Origin of the sequence: Pseudomonas sp. SIMBA_067, assembly GCF_046534675.1 — a bacterium.
Taxonomy (GTDB): domain Bacteria; phylum Pseudomonadota; class Gammaproteobacteria; order Pseudomonadales; family Pseudomonadaceae; genus Aquipseudomonas; species Aquipseudomonas putida.
This window is the reverse complement of record NZ_JAWRYH010000009.1, coordinates 128,416-145,082: the sequence shown is the minus strand read 5'-3', so window position 1 is coordinate 145,082 and position 16,667 is coordinate 128,416. Positions and strand designations below refer to the sequence as shown.

The 16,667-nt window shown below is 64.3% G+C and carries 13 protein-coding genes; 7 read left to right on the top strand and 6 right to left on the bottom strand.

All coding sequences use genetic code 11. The annotated features are described in order from the left end of the window. The first annotated feature begins 108 nt into the window (after window positions 1-108). The 5 genes from SB765_RS20090 (at window position 109) to SB765_RS20070 (ending at window position 6,823) form a co-directional block, all read left to right on the top strand. Window positions 109-843, top strand: a complete 735-nt coding sequence (locus tag SB765_RS20090; RefSeq protein WP_410911480.1) for a molecular chaperone — start codon at window positions 109-111, stop codon at window positions 841-843. Continuing rightward, window positions 840-2,036, top strand: coding sequence for a hypothetical protein (locus tag SB765_RS20085; RefSeq protein WP_410931814.1), 1,197 nt, complete (start codon window positions 840-842; stop codon window positions 2,034-2,036). The genes SB765_RS20090 and SB765_RS20085 overlap by 4 nt, the downstream gene beginning before the upstream one ends. 29 nt (window positions 2,037-2,065) lie before the next feature. Beyond that, entirely contained in the window at window positions 2,066-2,692 is a 627-nt protein-coding gene (locus tag SB765_RS20080) for a response regulator transcription factor (RefSeq protein ID WP_059395312.1), read from the top strand. Window positions 2,693-2,701: 9 nt separating this feature from the next. Further along, window positions 2,702-5,944: a transporter substrate-binding domain-containing protein gene (locus SB765_RS20075; RefSeq protein WP_410931813.1), complete on the top strand. Its 3,243-nt coding sequence runs from the start codon at window positions 2,702-2,704 to the stop codon at window positions 5,942-5,944. A gap of 69 nt (window positions 5,945-6,013) precedes the next feature. Next, window positions 6,014-6,823 carry an SDR family oxidoreductase gene (locus SB765_RS20070; protein WP_410911475.1) on the top strand — a complete coding sequence of 270 codons (810 nt, stop codon included), beginning with the start codon at window positions 6,014-6,016 and terminating at the stop codon, window positions 6,821-6,823. Between the two features lie 164 nt (window positions 6,824-6,987). Here SB765_RS20070 and SB765_RS20065 read toward each other — a convergent pair whose 3' ends face one another. Then, on the bottom strand, window positions 6,988-7,140 hold the full coding sequence (locus tag SB765_RS20065; protein ID WP_003252624.1) for a DUF3309 family protein: 153 nt from the start codon (window positions 7,138-7,140) through the stop codon (window positions 6,988-6,990). Between the two features lie 291 nt (window positions 7,141-7,431). On the opposite strand from SB765_RS20065, the gene csrA reads away from it, so the two are divergent. Continuing rightward, window positions 7,432-7,611, top strand: a complete 180-nt coding sequence (gene csrA / locus SB765_RS20060) for a carbon storage regulator CsrA (protein WP_341797845.1) — start codon at window positions 7,432-7,434, stop codon at window positions 7,609-7,611. Between the two features lie 52 nt (window positions 7,612-7,663). Here the strand turns inward: csrA and SB765_RS20055 are convergent, their stop codons facing one another. From SB765_RS20055 to mnmC, 5 genes are all read right to left on the bottom strand, one after another. Continuing rightward, window positions 7,664-7,891: a YheU family protein gene (locus SB765_RS20055; RefSeq protein WP_059395309.1), complete on the bottom strand. Its 228-nt coding sequence runs from the start codon at window positions 7,889-7,891 to the stop codon at window positions 7,664-7,666. Between the two features lie 84 nt (window positions 7,892-7,975). After that, the gene (locus SB765_RS20050; RefSeq protein WP_341797846.1) at window positions 7,976-9,160 is read right to left on the bottom strand and encodes an osmoprotectant NAGGN system M42 family peptidase; all 1,185 of its coding nucleotides are present in this window, start codon (window positions 9,158-9,160) and stop codon (window positions 7,976-7,978) included. Between the two features lie 124 nt (window positions 9,161-9,284). After that, entirely contained in the window at window positions 9,285-11,030 is a 1,746-nt protein-coding gene (ngg, locus tag SB765_RS20045) for an N-acetylglutaminylglutamine synthetase (RefSeq protein WP_410931812.1), read from the bottom strand. 3 nt (window positions 11,031-11,033) lie between these two features. Continuing rightward, window positions 11,034-12,821: an N-acetylglutaminylglutamine amidotransferase gene (locus tag SB765_RS20040; protein WP_410911474.1), complete on the bottom strand. Its 1,788-nt coding sequence runs from the start codon at window positions 12,819-12,821 to the stop codon at window positions 11,034-11,036. A gap of 198 nt (window positions 12,822-13,019) precedes the next feature. Then, window positions 13,020-14,984: a bifunctional tRNA (5-methylaminomethyl-2-thiouridine)(34)-methyltransferase MnmD/FAD-dependent 5-carboxymethylaminomethyl-2-thiouridine(34) oxidoreductase MnmC gene (gene mnmC / locus SB765_RS20035; RefSeq protein WP_410931811.1), complete on the bottom strand. Its 1,965-nt coding sequence runs from the start codon at window positions 14,982-14,984 to the stop codon at window positions 13,020-13,022. A gap of 136 nt (window positions 14,985-15,120) precedes the next feature. Here mnmC and pap point away from each other — a divergent pair, with 136 nt between their 5' ends. Further along, the gene (pap, locus tag SB765_RS20030) at window positions 15,121-16,614 is read left to right on the top strand and encodes a polyphosphate:AMP phosphotransferase (protein WP_410911470.1); all 1,494 of its coding nucleotides are present in this window, start codon (window positions 15,121-15,123) and stop codon (window positions 16,612-16,614) included. Window positions 16,615-16,667: the final 53 nt, after the last annotated feature.

Sequence of the window (16,667 nt, the reverse complement as noted above, 5' to 3'; positions counted from 1 at the left end):
CAGTAACAGAGCCGCCTTACCGTCGTTGCAGACGGCTCCTACATATCCTGCGATTGCTCCCGGTTTACGGTATGCCAATCGCTGTACTTATCCAAGGAACCTTCAAACGTGAATATCCATCGTCTGCTTGCCCTGGCCTTTCTGGTTACCCCGCTGGCAGCCATTGGGGCGCCCGAGCTTAACGTCGGCGCGTTGTACGATTACCTGGATTCCGGCAAAAGCACCTTGCTCAAGCGGGTGCGCAATAGCGGTGATACCACGGCGTTCGTCAAGGTCAGTGTCGCTGAGCTGGTGTACGACAGCGATGGCAATGCCCGCGAGGTCGACACCGAAGGCCTGCCGTTGGAGCAGCGCGGCCTGGTGGCCAGCCCGGCGCGGCTGATCGTGCCGGCGCAGGGCATGCAAGCGGTGCGCCTGGTGTACCGCGGCCAGCGCGATACAGAGCGCTATTTCCGCTTGCGCTTCGTCCCGGTACTGCCCGAGCTGGGTGATGGGTTCACCGTGGACGAGGGAGAGGCCGAGCGTTACCGCAGTAGCCTGAAGGCTGGGGTCAACTTGCTGGCCGGCTATGGCACGTTGCTGTTCGTTCGGCCTGGCGAAACCCGGTTCCAGACGCCTGTGCAGCGCAAGGGCGGTAGCCTTACGGTCAGCAACCAGGGCAATGCCACTGTCGTGCTGGATCAGTTCCGGCAGTGCCAGGCGGCTGGCGTGGCCTGCGAGACTGCCACCAAACATCATGTGTTGCCGGGGCGTACACGGCAATTCGAAGGGCAGGCGGCCAAGGTCCATCAGTTTGAGTTGCATGAAGGCGAAGCGCGCAAGCGCATGGTGGTGGAAGGATGAGTAGCAGCACAGGGCGCTTGGCCCGCATCCGTCACTTACGCGTCTGGCTGGTCGCAGGTTTGCTGGCATTCGCGCCCTTGGCCAGCGCGCTGGAGGTGACGCTCTCGGCGCAATACCGTGGCGGTGGGTCGGGGCGCTTCGAAAACACCACGCCGCCTGCTGAATTTTGCAGGGTCTGGGCTGGCCTGTGCGCCAGTACCGGCACCGTGAGCCTGCCAATTACCTACCAGAAGACAAGCATCAACCGTGCCCCCGACCTGCGTGATCGATATTTCGTGAAACTGCCGGGGCGTCGTGAAGTGGAGGTACGCCACCAACAGACGGGCGAGCCCAGGCAGATGATCTTCGAGGTGCGCTCCATCAGCCAGGAAGCTGTGTTGGGCGGCCCTTATAACCCCCTTAACGGCCGCTTCTCAGGCGGTTGTAGTGGCATGAACTCCGTCGGCAACCAAAGCCGCTTCAGATACCACACCTCGTTGGTCAACCCGCAAAGTCCGACCCCTTGTTTGATCAGCTACTCATGGGCGCCGGATGATCTGGTAGATACCACCACGGTACTGGACACGGGCATTTCCTTCGAGCTGGACATCCCCCCGCCGTATCGCCTGCGCGCCGGTATGTACCGCGGCAGCCTCACTTACACCATAGGCCCTGGGGGCGACTTTGATTTCGGCAACAACGTCACCGGCCTGAGCGGCGATACGCTGGTGATCAACTTCGAACTGGATGTGCAGCATGCTTTCATCTTTGAGTTCCCGCCTGGCTCGGAGCGCGCTGTGCTTGAGCCCAAGGGTGGCTGGCAGGCCTGGCTGGGCGGTGGCCAGCCCCCCGGGCTCATCTACCGTGACCTGCCGTTCCGGCTATGGTCCACCGGCCCATTCAAAGCCTACAAGTTGTGCCAGCACTACACCGCTGGTACGTGCGGTATCCGTAACGACGCCAACCATGAAGTGCCTGTGACCGTGGCCATTACCTTGCCCGGAGGTATCGAGCACCAGGGCCGGCCGGTTCAGCAACTGGCGTTGCCGAGCGGGCAGGCGGCTGCGTTAGCGTTCGAATCGGCGATGCCCACGCTCAATCGCCCTGGCCAGTTGCGTTTCCAGGTGGAGCGCAACGACGTGCAGGCCATGCTCCGATACCCTGGCGCCACCTATGCCGGCCAGGTCACCGTCGTTTTCGACGCTGAGCTTTAGCCCACCGCCATGATGCGCGAGGTTAACCTATGTACAAAGTCGTGGTGGTTGACGACCATCCGTTCATCCGGGCCACCGTGTGCATGCTGCTGCGCAAGGAACGGCTCGATGTCGTCGGCCAGGCAGACAATGGTATTGACGCAGTGCGGCTGGCGCGTGAGTTGGCGCCGGACCTGGTCATCCTCGATATCGCCATGCCCGGGCTCGATGGCCTTGAGGTAATCGCCCGTATCAAGGCCATGACGCAGCCGCCCAAGGTTCTGGTGCTGACGTCGCAATTGCCCGAAGCCTATTCGCTACGCTGCATGCAGGCCGGTGCAATGGGCTTCGTGGCCAAGACCGATGAGCTTGACGAACTTGGCAAGGCGGTGCGCGCAACGTTGTCGGGTTATACCTACTTCCCTGAAGTGGTGCTGAGTTCGGTGCACAAGCAGGACCTCAAGTTCACAGACGCGCAATGCATCGCCTCACTGACCGACCGTGAGCTGATGATCTTGCAGCAGCTCGCCCGCGGGCTGAGCAACAAGGCGATCGGCGAAGCCATGCTGCTGAGCAACAAGACCATCAGCACCTACAAAACCCGGCTCATGGAAAAACTGCGGGTCAACTCTTTGATCGACCTGGCGGACTTCGCCCGTCGCAATGCGCTCATCTAGTCGCTACCCGTGCCAATCCGCGTCCTGCTGCTGTGGCTGCTGTATTGCCTGAGCCCGCTACCCGCTTTCTGCGCACCGCAGCTCTACACCCGGGGCGTGGAAACGGGCCCTGCGCTGGCGCTGGCCCCCGCCGACCTGCGCTGGCTGTGGGAGAAGCGCCATCTGAACCTGGGGGTAGTCGGCCGCGACAACCCGCCCTTCGACATGCTCGGCACCGGCCACGCCTACGAAGGCATCAGCGCCGAGTACGCCAGTGTGCTGGCCGAGAAGCTAGGCCTGGAGGTACGCCTGCGGCTGTTCGAGACCTACGACGCTGCTTTCGCGGCCTTGCGCAAGGGTAGTGTCGACCTGGTCAGCTCGGTAACAGCACAGCAGGCTCAGAAAGCCAAGCTGCGCCTGTCCAGCCCTTACATCGATGACCAGCCATTGCTGCTGGCCAGTGAGCGGTTCGTCAGTGGTAACAGCGCAAGCCCGCGGCTGCTGGCGGTCGAGGGGTATCGACCGTTGGCCCTGCTTCAGCATGCCTATCCCAACGCACGGATCCAGCTGCACCCCAGCCCCTACAGCGCCTTGGCGGCGTTACAGCTTGGCGAAGCCGAGTTGTTTCTAGGCAATGCCCTGAGCAGCCGCTATCTGTTGGCCCGAGGGCAACTGCCAGGCCTGGAATGGGTTGACCGGCCCGATTTTGCAGCCCAGCCCATGGGATTTGCCATGCTCGGGGACCGCGGCACATTACCCAGGTTGGTCGATGCCGTGCTGCAAGGCCTGACCGAACAGCAACATGCCCGCATTCGCGGACACTGGAGCCCACAGCCTGCCAGCCCCGTCAAACCCGGCCTGGTTGAACTCAGCGAAGCCCAGCAGCGCTGGATAGCGGAAAACCCCGTGGTCAAGGTGTTGCTCGGTGAGCACCAACTACCGTTGAGCTACCGCGATGAGCATGGCCAGTTGCGCGGCTTGAGCATGGACTTGCTGCAACGCATCAGCCGCCTCACTGGCTTGCACTTCGAGGTGCACGGGGGCACAGACATACAGCACATGATCGGGCAGGTGCGCCAGGGACAGGCCGAACTGATTGCCGGGCTTGGGTACAGCCCGGCACACGCCAGGCAACTGCGTTTCAGCCGCAGTTTTCTAAGCTTGCCGCTGGTGCTGGTAACGCGCAACGAGACGGTGGCCCCCAGCAGCCTGGCGCAGCTCGGCAGGCGGTCGCTGGCGCTGGTACGTGGCAGCGCCCAGGCGCAGACGCTGGCCAAGTCATACCCGGGCATCCGTCAGCGGCTCGTGCCTCATCCATTGGCTGCGCTGCAGGCGCTGGAGCAAGGTAAGGCAGGCGCCGCCGTGCTGCCACTGGACCAGGCGTGCTCGCTGGTTGCACGTCACTTTCCCGGCAGGCTGCTTATCGCCGCCAGCCTGGCGTTGCCACCGATGCACTTCGCCTTTGCCAGTAGCCATGCCGACGAAGAGCTGCTGGGTATTCTCGACAAAGCCTTGCTCGCGCTGCCCCCGTCAGAAATGGAGACCATGCTGCGACGCTGGCGTAACCCGATGATCGTTGGCGACGGGTTATGGCGCCGTTATGGCGGGCGCATGCTGGCGGGCATCGCCTTGGCATGCAGCCTGCTGTTGCTGGCCTTGCTGTGGGTTCGCTACCTGCGGCGGATGCAGGTGCAACTGCATCGTGCAAAGCGCGAGGCCGAGGCGGCCAACCAGGCCAAGACGCAGTTTCTCGCGGCCATGAGCCATGAAATCCGCACGCCACTGCATGCCGTGCTGGGCATGCTGGAGCTTGCCCGACGCAAGGCAGGGCAGGGCGAACTAGACCATCTGGCCATCGAAGTAGCGGCGGATGCCGCTATCGGGCTGCAGGAGTTGATCGGCGATATACTCGACATCACACGCATCGAAACCGGCCAGTTGCAGCTGGCACTGGTGCCGGTGAGCCTGCGCGAGCAAGTCGCCCGGGTGGTTCAGCTGTTCGAGCAACAGGCACGCGGCAAGGGGCTGGCCCTGGACATGGTGTGCAAGGGGGCGGTGGAAAACTGGGTGATGCTTGACCCGGTGCGTTTCAAGCAGGTCCTGGCCAACCTGGTCAGCAATGCAATCAAGTTTACCGCGCAGGGCAAGGTCCTGGTCAGCCTGAATATGCAGGCTGCAGCCGGGCGGGCAAGTGTATTGCTCGAAGTGGCAGACACTGGCATAGGCATTGCCCAGGCCGAGCTGGAAAGCCTCGGGCAGCCTTTTCGCCAGGCCAGCAATCAGCGCCAGTCGCCACGCAGCAGTGCCGGGCTGGGGCTGGGGATCAGCCGCAGCTTGTGTGAAATGCTTGGCGGGCAATTACGCTTGCACAGCGTGCTGGGCCAAGGTACGCGGATTGAAATCCGCCTGGACCTGGCGCTGGCAGCCCGGCCGGTGCTGGCCAAGCCGGCAACGCCGCAGGGCAACCCTGCCAGGCTGGCTGCCCTGCGCGTGCTGGTGGTCGATGACTACCCGGCCAACCGCTTGCTACTCGCGCACCAGTTGGCGTTTCTCGGTCACCAGGTACAGGTTGCCGAAGATGGCGATCAAGCCTTGCGCCTCTGGTTGCAGCAAACGTTCGACGTCGTCATCAGCGATTGCAACATGCCCAGGCTTGGCGGTTTTGCCTTGGCCCGGGCAATCCGCGAACACGAACGGCGCCGGGCGAGGCCGCGCTGTCGGGTGGTGGGGCTCACCGCCAGTGCCCTGCAAGAGGAGCGCCGTCGCGCAAGGCTTGCGGGTATGGACCACTGCCTGTTCAAGCCGCTGAACCTGGATACCCTCATGCAAACGTTGCAAGCTTTCCAGTACGTCAGCCGCGAGCCAGACGAACATTTGCCTGCCGTTGATCTGGCCCATTTGCGTAAGCTGGTATGCGATGACCGGGCTGTGCTGGTGGCACTGCTGGCCGATCTGGCCAGCAGTAACCTGGCGGATCTGGCGCAGCTCAGATACTCGAGCGACAACCCCTCGGCGCTCGTTGAAGTGGCGCACAGAGTGAAAGGCGGTGCACGCATTGTGCGGGCACAAGCGTTGGTTGCGTCATGTGAACGGCTTGAAGCCCAGTGTATGCAACGGCCGGCGGATGCGTCACAGGTGCGCCAGGCCGCCAGAGCGCTGGAGGAGACCATGCTGCGCCTGGACCGCTGGCTTGCCCGCTACCTCGCGGAGCATGCCCCGCGCCGCGAGGGCGGTACCGACCACACAGTCATGTCTGCCCATTCACTACCCTGATGAACCCTGCCAGCCCCCCAGGCCTTGATTAGACTCGCTGCATTACCTGCCAGAACAAGGCCAGCCAACATGCATAACCGCATCATGATCACCGGCGCCGGGTCCGGCCTCGGTCGCGAGATCGCCCTGCGCTGGGCGCGCGAGGGCTGGCGCCTGGCGCTGGCCGATGTCAACGAAAACGGCCTGCGCGAAACCCTGGAACTGGCCCGTGCCGCCGGCGGCGAAGGCTTCATCCAGCGCTGCGATGTGCGTGATTACAGCCAGCTCACTGCCCTGGCCCAGGCATGCACCGAGCAGTTCGGGGGCATCGACGTGATCGTCAACAACGCTGGCGTTGCGTCTGGCGGGTTTTTCGCCGAACTGTCCCTGGAGGACTGGGACTGGCAGATCGCGGTCAACCTGATGGGCGTGGTCAAGGGCTGCAAGGCCTTTTTGCCGCTGCTGGAGCGCAGCAAGGGCCGGATTATCAACGTTGCATCGATGGCCGCACTGATGCAGGGCCCTGGCATGAGCAACTACAACGTCGCCAAGGCTGGCGTGCTGGCGCTTTCGGAAAGCCTGCTGGTGGAGTTGCGCCAGCTGGAGGTCTCGGTGCACGTGGTGTGCCCATCGTTCTTCCAGACCAACCTGCTGGACTCGTTTCGCGGGCCGAACCCGGCGATGAAGGCGCAAGTGGGCAAGCTGCTGGAGGGTTCGCCGATCAGCGCCGCCGACATTGCCGGATACATTCACCAGCAGGTCGCCGTGGGCGAGTTCCTGATTCTGCCCCACGAGGCCGGGCGCCAGGCTTGGCAGCTGAAATGCCAGGCGCCTGAGCGGCTGTATGATGAGATGGCCGATATGGCGGTGAAAATGCGCGCAAAGGCCCCTTCGCGATGAAGGGGCTGTAGAAGCACTGACCGGGGCAGGGTGGTGCAAGCCTGCGCTCGACAAGTCCCAGGCAGCTGATGCGCTAAATCGCAGCAATCGCAGCACTCAAGAACGCCCCGATTGTCGGGGCGTTTTCATTTCAGCGGTCGCCTGAAGTGGCTGTCCGCATCGGGTCATATCATCCCGAGCAACAGTAAGACCAGCAGAATCACCAATACCACGCCAATAATGCCGGACGGGCCATAGCCCCAGCTACGCGAGTGGGGGAAGACCGGTAAGCCGCCGATCAGCAGCAGAATCAGGATGATGATAAGGATCGTGGTCATGGTGGAGTCCTTGCGTGGTTGAGGGGCAAGGGCCTCGAACTGCAGGCCTCTTGTTAAATCGGACCGGCGCCGCTTGCGAAAGATTCCATCGGTGTACCGCTTGTTCCGGCCGCTTCGCAGCACAATGCCGATAGGCCGCTGAAAGTGCGCGCCAAGTCCTGTTCACGAGGAATAGTCTGTAGGGGAAGTTACCCTGAAATGTAGGGCCCTTCTGAATTGTAGTGGAACTATTGAGTAGCCGAATGCCTGGCAGGCAGTCTCCGGTTTTCCCTTTGGCAAGAGGATCGGAACATGTTGGTAATCGGGCGTGAAGTGGGGGAAATCATCGTGATTGGCGATAACATCCGCATCATGGTGGTGGATGTCCGGGAGGGCGTGGTGCGTTTTGGCGTGGAAGCCCCGCGCTCGGTGCAGGTGCACCGGGCCGAGGTGTACAAGCGCATCAAGGAGGCCAAGCAAGGCGAGGCCTGATGGTGCCTTCAGCATCCCTGCGCAGTCTTGCCCGCGAAGGGGGCCGGGCCTGCTAGTCGAGCAGCTCGCGGGGCACGTCATGCTTGGCGAGCAACTGGCATTGCTGGCTTTCCAGGTCGAACAGGATGAATGCCTGGCCCTTCGCCAACGCCTGGCGCACCCGCAGTACGCGCGTCTCCAGCGGGGTATCGTCGCCATTGTCGGTGCCATCGCGGGTGACGAAGTCCTCGATCAGCAGGGTCAGGGTTTCGGCTTGCAGTTGGTCGTAGGGGATCAGCATGGTGGGTCGTTTCTGAAGTAAGTGTGGCAATGCTACGCGAAACGTTCGGGAATTGGGGGGCTGCCAAGCAGCCCCCCAAGGCCATCAGCTTTTATTGCCGACCAGGCTGTCCACCGCAGGCACCCGCGTGTCGCTTTCCATCTGTGCATCGTGCTCCAACTGGTGGCTGAACCTTTCCAGCGAGGCATTGGCCGGCTGCGAGTCGCTGGCAAACACTGGCGGGCTCAACAAGTACGCCGACAGCAACCGGCTCAACGCCGCAAGGCTGTCGATGTGCGTGCGTTCGTAGCCATGGGTGGCGTCGCAACCAAATGCAACTAGTGCGGTGCGGATGTCATGCCCCGCCGTCACCGCCGAATGGGCATCGCTGAAGTAATAGCGGAACAGGTCACGGCGCACCGGCAAATCGTGGTCGCCGGCCAGCTTCAGCAAATGCCGGGACAGGTGGTAGTCGTAGGGCCCTGACGAGTCCTGCATGGCCACGCTCACCGCATGCTCGCTGGACGCCTGGCCGGGTGCCACCGGGGCAATGTCGATGCCGACGAACTCGCTGACATCCCATGGCAGGGCGCCGGCTGCGCCCGAGCCGGTTTCCTCGGTGATGGTGAACAGCGGATGGCAGTCGATCAGCGGCTGGCGACCGCTTTCCACCACAGCTTTCAGTGCCGCCAGCAATGCCGCGACACCGGCCTTGTCGTCCAGGTGACGGGCGCTGATATGGCCGCTTTCGGTAAACTCTGGCAACGGGTCGAAGGCGACAAAGTCACCAATGCTGATCCCCAGTGCCTCACAGTCGGCGCGGGTGGCGCAGTAGGCATCCAGACGCACTTCCACATGCTCCCAGCTCACCGGCATCTGATCGATGGCGGTATTGAAGGCATGCCCGCTGGCCATCAGCGGTAGCACGCTGCCACGGAACACGCCGGTATCGGTGAATACACTGACCCGGCTACCTTCGGCAAAGCGGCTGGACCAGCAACCCACCGGTGCCAGCGCCAGGCGGCCGTTGTCCTGCAACTGGCGCACGCTGGCGCCGATGGTGTCCAGGTGGGCCGACACGGCGCGGTCGGGGGATGTCTGGCGGCCCTTGAGGGTGGCGCGAATGGTGCCACGGCGGGTCAGCTCGAAGGGTATGCCCAACTCGTCCAGGCGTTCGGCCACGTAGCGCACGATGGTGTCGGTGAAACCGGTGGGGCTGGGGATGGCCAGCATCTCCAGCAGCACACGTTTGAGGTAGTCGAGATCGGGTTCGGGGAGTCGTTCGGACATGAGTACTCCTTAGAGTTGCGTTGACTTCTTCGCGGGCACGCCCGCGCCCACAGGGACCCCACAAGCCTCAGGAACTGTGGCGGGCCTGTGGGAGCGGGCGCGCCCGCGAAGAGGCCATCAGCGGTTACGCCAACGGCCGGCTATGCGGAAACAGCAGGTCGATAAAGCGCTCGGCCGTTGGCTGGGGTTCATGGTTGGCCAAGCCGGCACGTTCGTTGGCTTCGATGATCACGTACTCCGGCTGCCCGGCATCGCGCACCATGAAGTCCAGCCCGACCACAGGAATTTCCAGCGCCCGTGCAGCGCGCACGGCAGCGTCCGCCAGCACCGGGTGCAGGCGTTCGGTCACATCCTCCAGGGTGCCACCGGTGTGCAGGTTGGCGGTGCGTCGCACGGCCAGGCGCTGGCTGGCCGGCAACACATCGTCATAGCCAAACCCCGCGGCGCGCAGGGTGCGCTCGGTTTCGTCGTCCAGCGGAATGCGGCTTTCGCCGCCGGTGGCAGCCTGGCGCCGACGGCTCTGGGCTTCGATCAACTGGCGCACGCTGTGTTTGCCATCGCCCAGCACCTGTGCCGGGTGGCGGATGGCAGCGGCCACCACTTCGTAGCCGATCACCACGATGCGCAGGTCGAGCCCGGCATGGAAGCTTTCCAGCAGCACGCGGCTGTCGAACTGGCGAGCGTGCGCCACGGCGCGGGTGATGTCATCGATGCAGGTCAGGTTAACCGCCACGCCCTGGCCTTGCTCGCCGTCGACCGGCTTGACCACCACCGCGCCATGCTCGTCGAGAAACGCCAGGTTGTCGTCGGCATTACCCGCCAGCTGCTGCGCCGGCACCTGCAGCCCGGCATTGCCCAGGGCGTGTTGGGTCAGGCGCTTGTCCTGGCACAGGGTCATGGTCACGGCACTGGTCAGGTCGCTGAGCGATTCACGGCAGCGAATGCGTCGCCCGCCCAGGCTTAAGGTGAACAGGCCGGCGGCGGCGTCATCCACCTGCACCTCGATGCCGCGGCGCCGGGCCTCATCGACAATGATGCGGGCGTAGGGGTTGAGGTCCGCCTGCGGCCCGGGGCCAAGAAACAACTGCTCGTTGATGCCGTTCTTGCGCTTGACCGCAAAGGTGGGCAGGTTGCGAAAACCCAGCTTTTCATACAGGCGCTTGGCCTGGCGGTTGTCGTGCAGCACCGACAGGTCGAGGTAAGCCAGGCCACGGCTCATGAAGTGCTCGATCAGGTGGCGCACCAGCACCTCGCCCACGCCGGGGCGGGTGCAGTGCGGGTCGACTGCCAGGCACCACAGGCTGCTGCCGTGCTCCGGGTCATCGAACGCCTTGGCGTGGTTCAGGCCCATGACGCTGCCGATCACCGCGCCGCTGTCTTCGTCCTCGGCCAGCCAGTACACCGGTCCGCCCAAGTGCCGGGGCGTAAGCAGTTCGGCGTCGACCGGCAGCATGCCGCGCGCCTGGTACAGGGTGTTGATCGCCTGCCAGTCGGCGGGGCTCTGCGCCCGGCGCACACGGAAACCGCGGAACACCCGCTGCGCTGGCCGGTAGTCGGTAAACCACAGACGCAGGGTGTCGGACGGGTCGAGGAACAGTTGCTGCGGGGCCTGGGCCAACAACTGCTGCGGCGCGGCCACGTACAGGGCGATGTCGCGTTCGCCGGGGCTTTCGTCCAGCAGCGCCTCGGCCAGGCTGGCCGGGTCGGGGTAGGTATGGCCGATCAGCAGCCGGCCCCAGCCGCAGTGCACGGCACGCGGCTGGTCGTGGGGCTGGCTGCCGTCGCCGGCCAGGCGTGCCTGCAGGCGCTCATAGGACGGCGCCTGGCCGCGCAGCAGGCGCTGACCGTATGCGATTTCATGGGCTTTCATCGGTCAGATTCCTTGTTCGCTCAGCCACAGGTTCAGCGCCGCCAGCTGCCACAGCTTGGAGCCGCGCAGCGGGGTGAGCTGGCCGTGCGGGTTGCTCAGCAGGCGGTCGAGCATGGCCGGGTTGAACAGCCCGCGGTCCTGGCTGGGGTCGGTCAGCAGCTCACGCACCCAGCCCAGGGTGGCGCCTTCAAGGTGCTTGAGGCCCGGCACCGGGAAGTAGCCCTTCTTGCGGTCGATCACCTCATGCGGGATCACCCGTCGCGCCGCCTGCTTGAGCACCTGCTTGCCGCCATCGGGCAGCTTGAAGCGCGCCGGAATACGCGCCGACAGCTCCACCAGGCGGTAATCGAGGAATGGCGTACGTGCCTCCAGGCCCCAGGCCATGGTCATGTTGTCCACTCGCTTGACCGGGTCATCAACCAACATCACCGTGCTGTCCAGGCGCAGGGCTTTGTCCACCGCGTCGCGGGCGCCGGGGCGGGCGAAGTGCTCGCGTACGAAGTCGCCGGCCGCGTCGGTTTCAAGCAGCCAGGGCGCCTGCACGGTGTCGCGGTATTCGGCGTGGCTGCGGTCGAAGAATGCATCGCGGTAAGCCGCAAAGGCGTCATCGGCGCCGTCCACCTGCGGGTACCAGTGGTACCCGGCGAACAGCTCGTCGGCGCCCTGGCCGCTTTGCACGCCCTTGCAGTGCTTGGCCACTTCCCGCGACAGCAGGTAGAAGGCGATGCAGTCGTGGCTGACCATTGGCTCGCTCATGGCGCGGAATGCCGCTGGCAGCTGGTCGATTATCTCGTGTTCGGCGATGCGCAGCTGGTGGTGGCGGGTGCCGTAGTGCTTGGCGATCAGGTCGGAATACTGGAACTCGTCGCCACGTTCGCCACCGGCATCTTCAAAACCGATGGAGAAGGTCGACAGGTCGTCCACGCCCGCTTCGCGCAGCAGACCGACCAGCAGGCTGGAGTCGACACCACCGGACAGCAGCACGCCGACGTCGACGGCCGCGCGTTGGCGGATGGCCACGGCGTCGCGGGTGGCGTCGAGCACGCGGGTGGTCCAGCCTTCCAGGTCCAGCTCACGCTCATCCGGGTTGGCACCGTATTTCAGCTGCCACCAGGTCTGGCGCTCGACCTCGCCATGGCGGTCGATGCGCATCCAGGTGCCGGGCTCCAGCTTTTGCACGTTGGCCAGCAGGGTACGTGGTGCCGGCACCACGGCATGGAAGTTCAGGTAATGGTTGAGCGCCACCGGGTCGAGCATCGGGTCGATGTCGCCGCCCTTGAGCAGCGCTGGCAGGGTCGAGGCAAAACGCAGGCGCTCGCTGTTGCGCGACAGGTACAGGGGCTTTACGCCCAGGCGGTCGCGGGCCAGGAACAGGCGCTGGTTGTCGCGCTCCCAGATGGCCAGGGCGAACATGCCGTTGAGCTTGGGCAGCAAGGCCGCGCCCCAAGCGTGGTAGCCCTTGAGCAGCACCTCGGTGTCGCCGTCGGACCAGAAGCTGTAGCCCAGGTCTTGCAGCTCCTGGCGCAGTTCGGGGAAGTTGTAGATGGCACCGTTGAACGCCAGTGACAGGCCCAAGGTGTTGTCGACCATCGGCTGCGCCGAGCCGTCGGACAAGTCCATGATTTTCAGGCGCCGGTGGCCGAGGGCAATAGGGCCTTGGCTATGGAAGCCCCACGCATCCGGGCCGCGAGGCGCGAGGTGATGCGTTATGCGCTCTACCGCAGCCAGGTCGGCTGGGCGAGGGGCCTGGTCGATGGGGGTGAAACGCAACTCTCCTGCTAATCCGCACATAAGTCCTTACCGGTTTTTCCGTTGGGGAGGGGGTGCCCAGGATTAGGGCACCTTAAGGAACTGACCGATGTGCTTTTTGAGAGTTTTAGAACGATTTGTTATATGTGGCCGCTGGGCAATGTCCGGGGGCAAGCCCGACTCGTGCTATGCCTGTGGGAGCGGGCGAGCCCGCGAAGGGCCGCACAGCGGCCCGATTTCTTACTTCCCCCGAATCAGCTTACGCAAGGCAAACCGGTTCGGATGACACGCCTCTGCCACTGCCCGGGGCAACGGCAGCGGTTCACCACACACCCAGGCCGCCACCAGCTCGCCACTGAGCGGCGCCGTGATCAACCCGCGCGACCCATGCCCGCTGTTCACATACAACCCATCCAGCCAAGGGCAGGCTACATCCGGCACCTGCCGCGCATCCCGGCCCAACACCGCATAGGCCTCGGCAAACGCCTGTGCATCAGCTACCGGCCCCACGATCGGCAGGTAATCCGGGCTGGTGCAACGGAATGCCGCGCGCCCCTGCAACTGCTCAGGGGCCAACCTGGCTGTGCCCAGGCGCTGCGCCAGGTCGACGGAAATCTCGTCCAGCAACGCCAGGTTGCCCTGGTGCTCGGCCAGCGTCGGCGCCAAGTCTTCGCTGTGAAAATCAAAGCTTGCGCCCAGGGTATGTTCATCACCGCGCGGCGGCGCCACGTAGCCCTCCGCACACACCACGGTGCGCAACGCCCGGCTGCTGGCGGTGGCGGGCAAGCGGGTAATCTGCCCCCGGATACGCTTGAGCGGCAGTTGCGCGCAAGGCTCGAAGCGCCTGACTTCGGCGGCACCGGCCAGAATCACCACGGGCGCGCTGGCAATCAGGCGGTCACCTGCCCAGGCCTGCCACTGCTGGTCTGCCTTGCGCAGCTCCAGCACTTCCTGATGGGTGACCAGCCGAATCCCTGGGTGCTGCAGCTGTTGCTGGCACAACGCAGGTGGGTGCACCCAGCCGCCTTCGGGGTAAAACAACCCGCCGGCCGGCAAGGCCACCCCGGCGATGGCTTCGGCGTCGGCGCGCTCCAGTGCGTGCAGCAAATCGTGGTCGAAGGCGGCAGCCAGCTTGCCTTGGCGCTCAGCTTCCTTGTTGTCGAAGGCCAGTTGCAGCACGCCGCAGGCATCCCAGTCGCGGCCACGCTGCAGGCGTTCAAGCTGGCGCCGGGTGTAGCCGAAACCGGACAGGATCATCTGTGAAAGTGCGGTGCCATGGGCGGACAGCTTGAGGTACAGCACCCCCTGCGGATTGCCCGAAGCTTCCTGGGCCGGCGCTTCGTGGCGCTCCAGCACGGTGACCTGCCAGCCACGCCGGGCCAGGCTGGCAGCGGTTGTACTGCCGGCCAGCCCGGCACCGATCACCAGTGCCTCGCGTGGCCCCTGTGAAGGGGCGGGGCGTGCGTACCAAGGTGCGCCTTGGGCTGGCTGGGGGCCGACGTAGGCGCCGCTCATAACCTCCCACTTCTTGCCGATGCCTGGTACCTTCTTCATGGCGAAACCGGCGTCGACCAGGCTGCGGCGCACCCAGCCGGTGGTGGTGAATGTGCCCAGCACAGTGCCCGGGTGCGATAGCCGCGCCAGCTGCGCGAACAGCTCCGGTGTCCACATGTCGGGGTTCTTGGCCGGGGCGAAACCGTCGAGGAACCACACATCGATCCGCGCATCGAGTTGTGGCAGCTGCTCGAGCACGTCGCCGATCAGCAGGGTCAGGGTGACCCGGCCATTGGCGAAGGTGAATTGCTGAAAGCCCGGGTGCACCGCCACATATTGTTCCAGCAGGGGCTCGGTGTAGGCGGCAAGTTCAGGCCACAGGCGCACGGCGCGGGCCATGTCGTCGTGGCCGAGGGGGTATTTCTCGACACTGATGAAGTGCAGGCGTGCGTCGCTGTGGGCGTGCTGGTCAAACAGCTGCCAGGCGCAGAAAAAGTTCATGCCGGTGCCAAAACCGGTTTCGCCGATCACCATGCAGCTGTGCGGCGTCAGGTTGGCAAAGCGCTCGGCCAGGCGGGTCTGGCCGAGGAATACGTGTTTGGTTTCTTCGATGCCTTCGTTGACCGCGAAATAGACGTCGTCATATTGCCGCGAGTGGGGGCGGCCCTGGTCGTCCCAGTCGATCTGGGCGTGCTGGAGGAGGGTGGACATGGTTGGCTCGGTTGCAGCGGATGGCGGGATTTTATGCCATCCGGGTTACCTGTGGGAGCGCGTTCACGCGCGAACAGGTCAGTACAGGCATAAATGAAATCCGCTAGTCTTGCTTATCCATTGAAGGAGCCAGTGCATGTTCGAATCCGCCGAAATCGGCCACAGCATCGACAAGGAGGCTTACGACGCCGAGGTGCCCGCTTTACGCGAGGCCCTGCTCGAAGCCCAGTACGAACTCAAGCAGCAGGCGCGCTTCCCGGTGATCGTGCTGATAAACGGCATCGAAGGCGCTGGCAAGGGTGAGACGGTAAAGCTGCTCAACGAGTGGATGGACCCGCGCATGATCGATGTGCTCACCTTCGACCAGCAAACCGACGAAGAGCTGGCACGGCCGCCCGCCTGGCGTTACTGGCGGGCTTTGCCACCCAAGGGGCGGATGGGCGTGTTCTTTGGCAACTGGTACAGCCAGATGCTGCAGGGGCGGGTGCACGGCGTGTTCAAGGATGCCGTGCTCGATCAGGCCATCATGGGCGCCGAGCGCCTGGAGCAGATGCTGTGTGATGAAGGTGCGCTGATCATCAAGTTCTGGTTCCACCTGTCCAAGAAGCAGATGAAGGCACGGCTGAAATCGCTCAAGGACGACCCGCTGCACAGCTGGAAGATCAGCCCGCTGGACTGGCAGCAGTCGCAAACCTACGACCGCTTCGTGCGCTTTGGCGAGCGCGTGCTGCGCCGCACCAGCCGCGACTATGCGCCGTGGCATGTCGTCGAAGGGGTAGACCCGAACTACCGTAGCCTGGCGGTGGGGCGCATCCTGCTGGACAGCCTGCAAGCCGCGCTGGCCAACAACCCCAAGGGCAAGCACCAGGGCAATGTCGCCCCGCTGGGCCGCAGCATCGACGACCGCAGCCTGCTCGGCGCCCTGGACATGACGTTGCGCCTGGACAAGGCTGACTATCAGGAGCAGTTGGTCACCGAACAGGCCCGCCTGGCCGGCCTGCTGCGCGACAAGCGCATGCGCCGGCACGCCCTGGTGGCCGTGTTCGAAGGCAACGATGCTGCCGGCAAGGGCAGTGCCATCCGCCGCGTGGCGGCGGCGCTGGACCCGCGCCAGTACCGCATCGTGCCGATTGCCGCGCCCACCGAAGAAGAGCGGGCGCAGCCCTACCTGTGGCGGTTCTGGCGGCATATTCCGGCACGCGGCAAGTTCACCATCTTCGACCGTTCCTGGTATGGCCGGGTGCTGGTGGAACGGGTCGAGGGATTTTGCAGTTCGGCCGACTGGATGCGTGCCTACAGCGAGATCAACGACTTTGAAGAGCAGTTGGTGAACGCCGGTGTGGTGGTGGTGAAGTTCTGGCTGGCGATCGACCAGCAGACCCAGCTGGAGCGTTTTCAGGAGCGTGAGCAGATCCCGTTCAAGCGCTACAAGATCACCGAGGACGACTGGCGCAACCGCGACAAGTGGGACGAGTATGCCCAGGCGGTGGGCGACATGGTCGACCGCACCAGCAGCGAGATTGCGCCATGGACGCTGGTGGAGGCCAACGACAAGCGCTGGGCGCGGGTCAAGGTGCTGCGCACCATCAACCAGGCGCTTGAAGCGGCGTTTGCCAAGGACAAGAAATAGCCAGGGCTCTTGATTGCCTGTTCTGACCTATTCGCGGGTGAACCCGCGAAGAG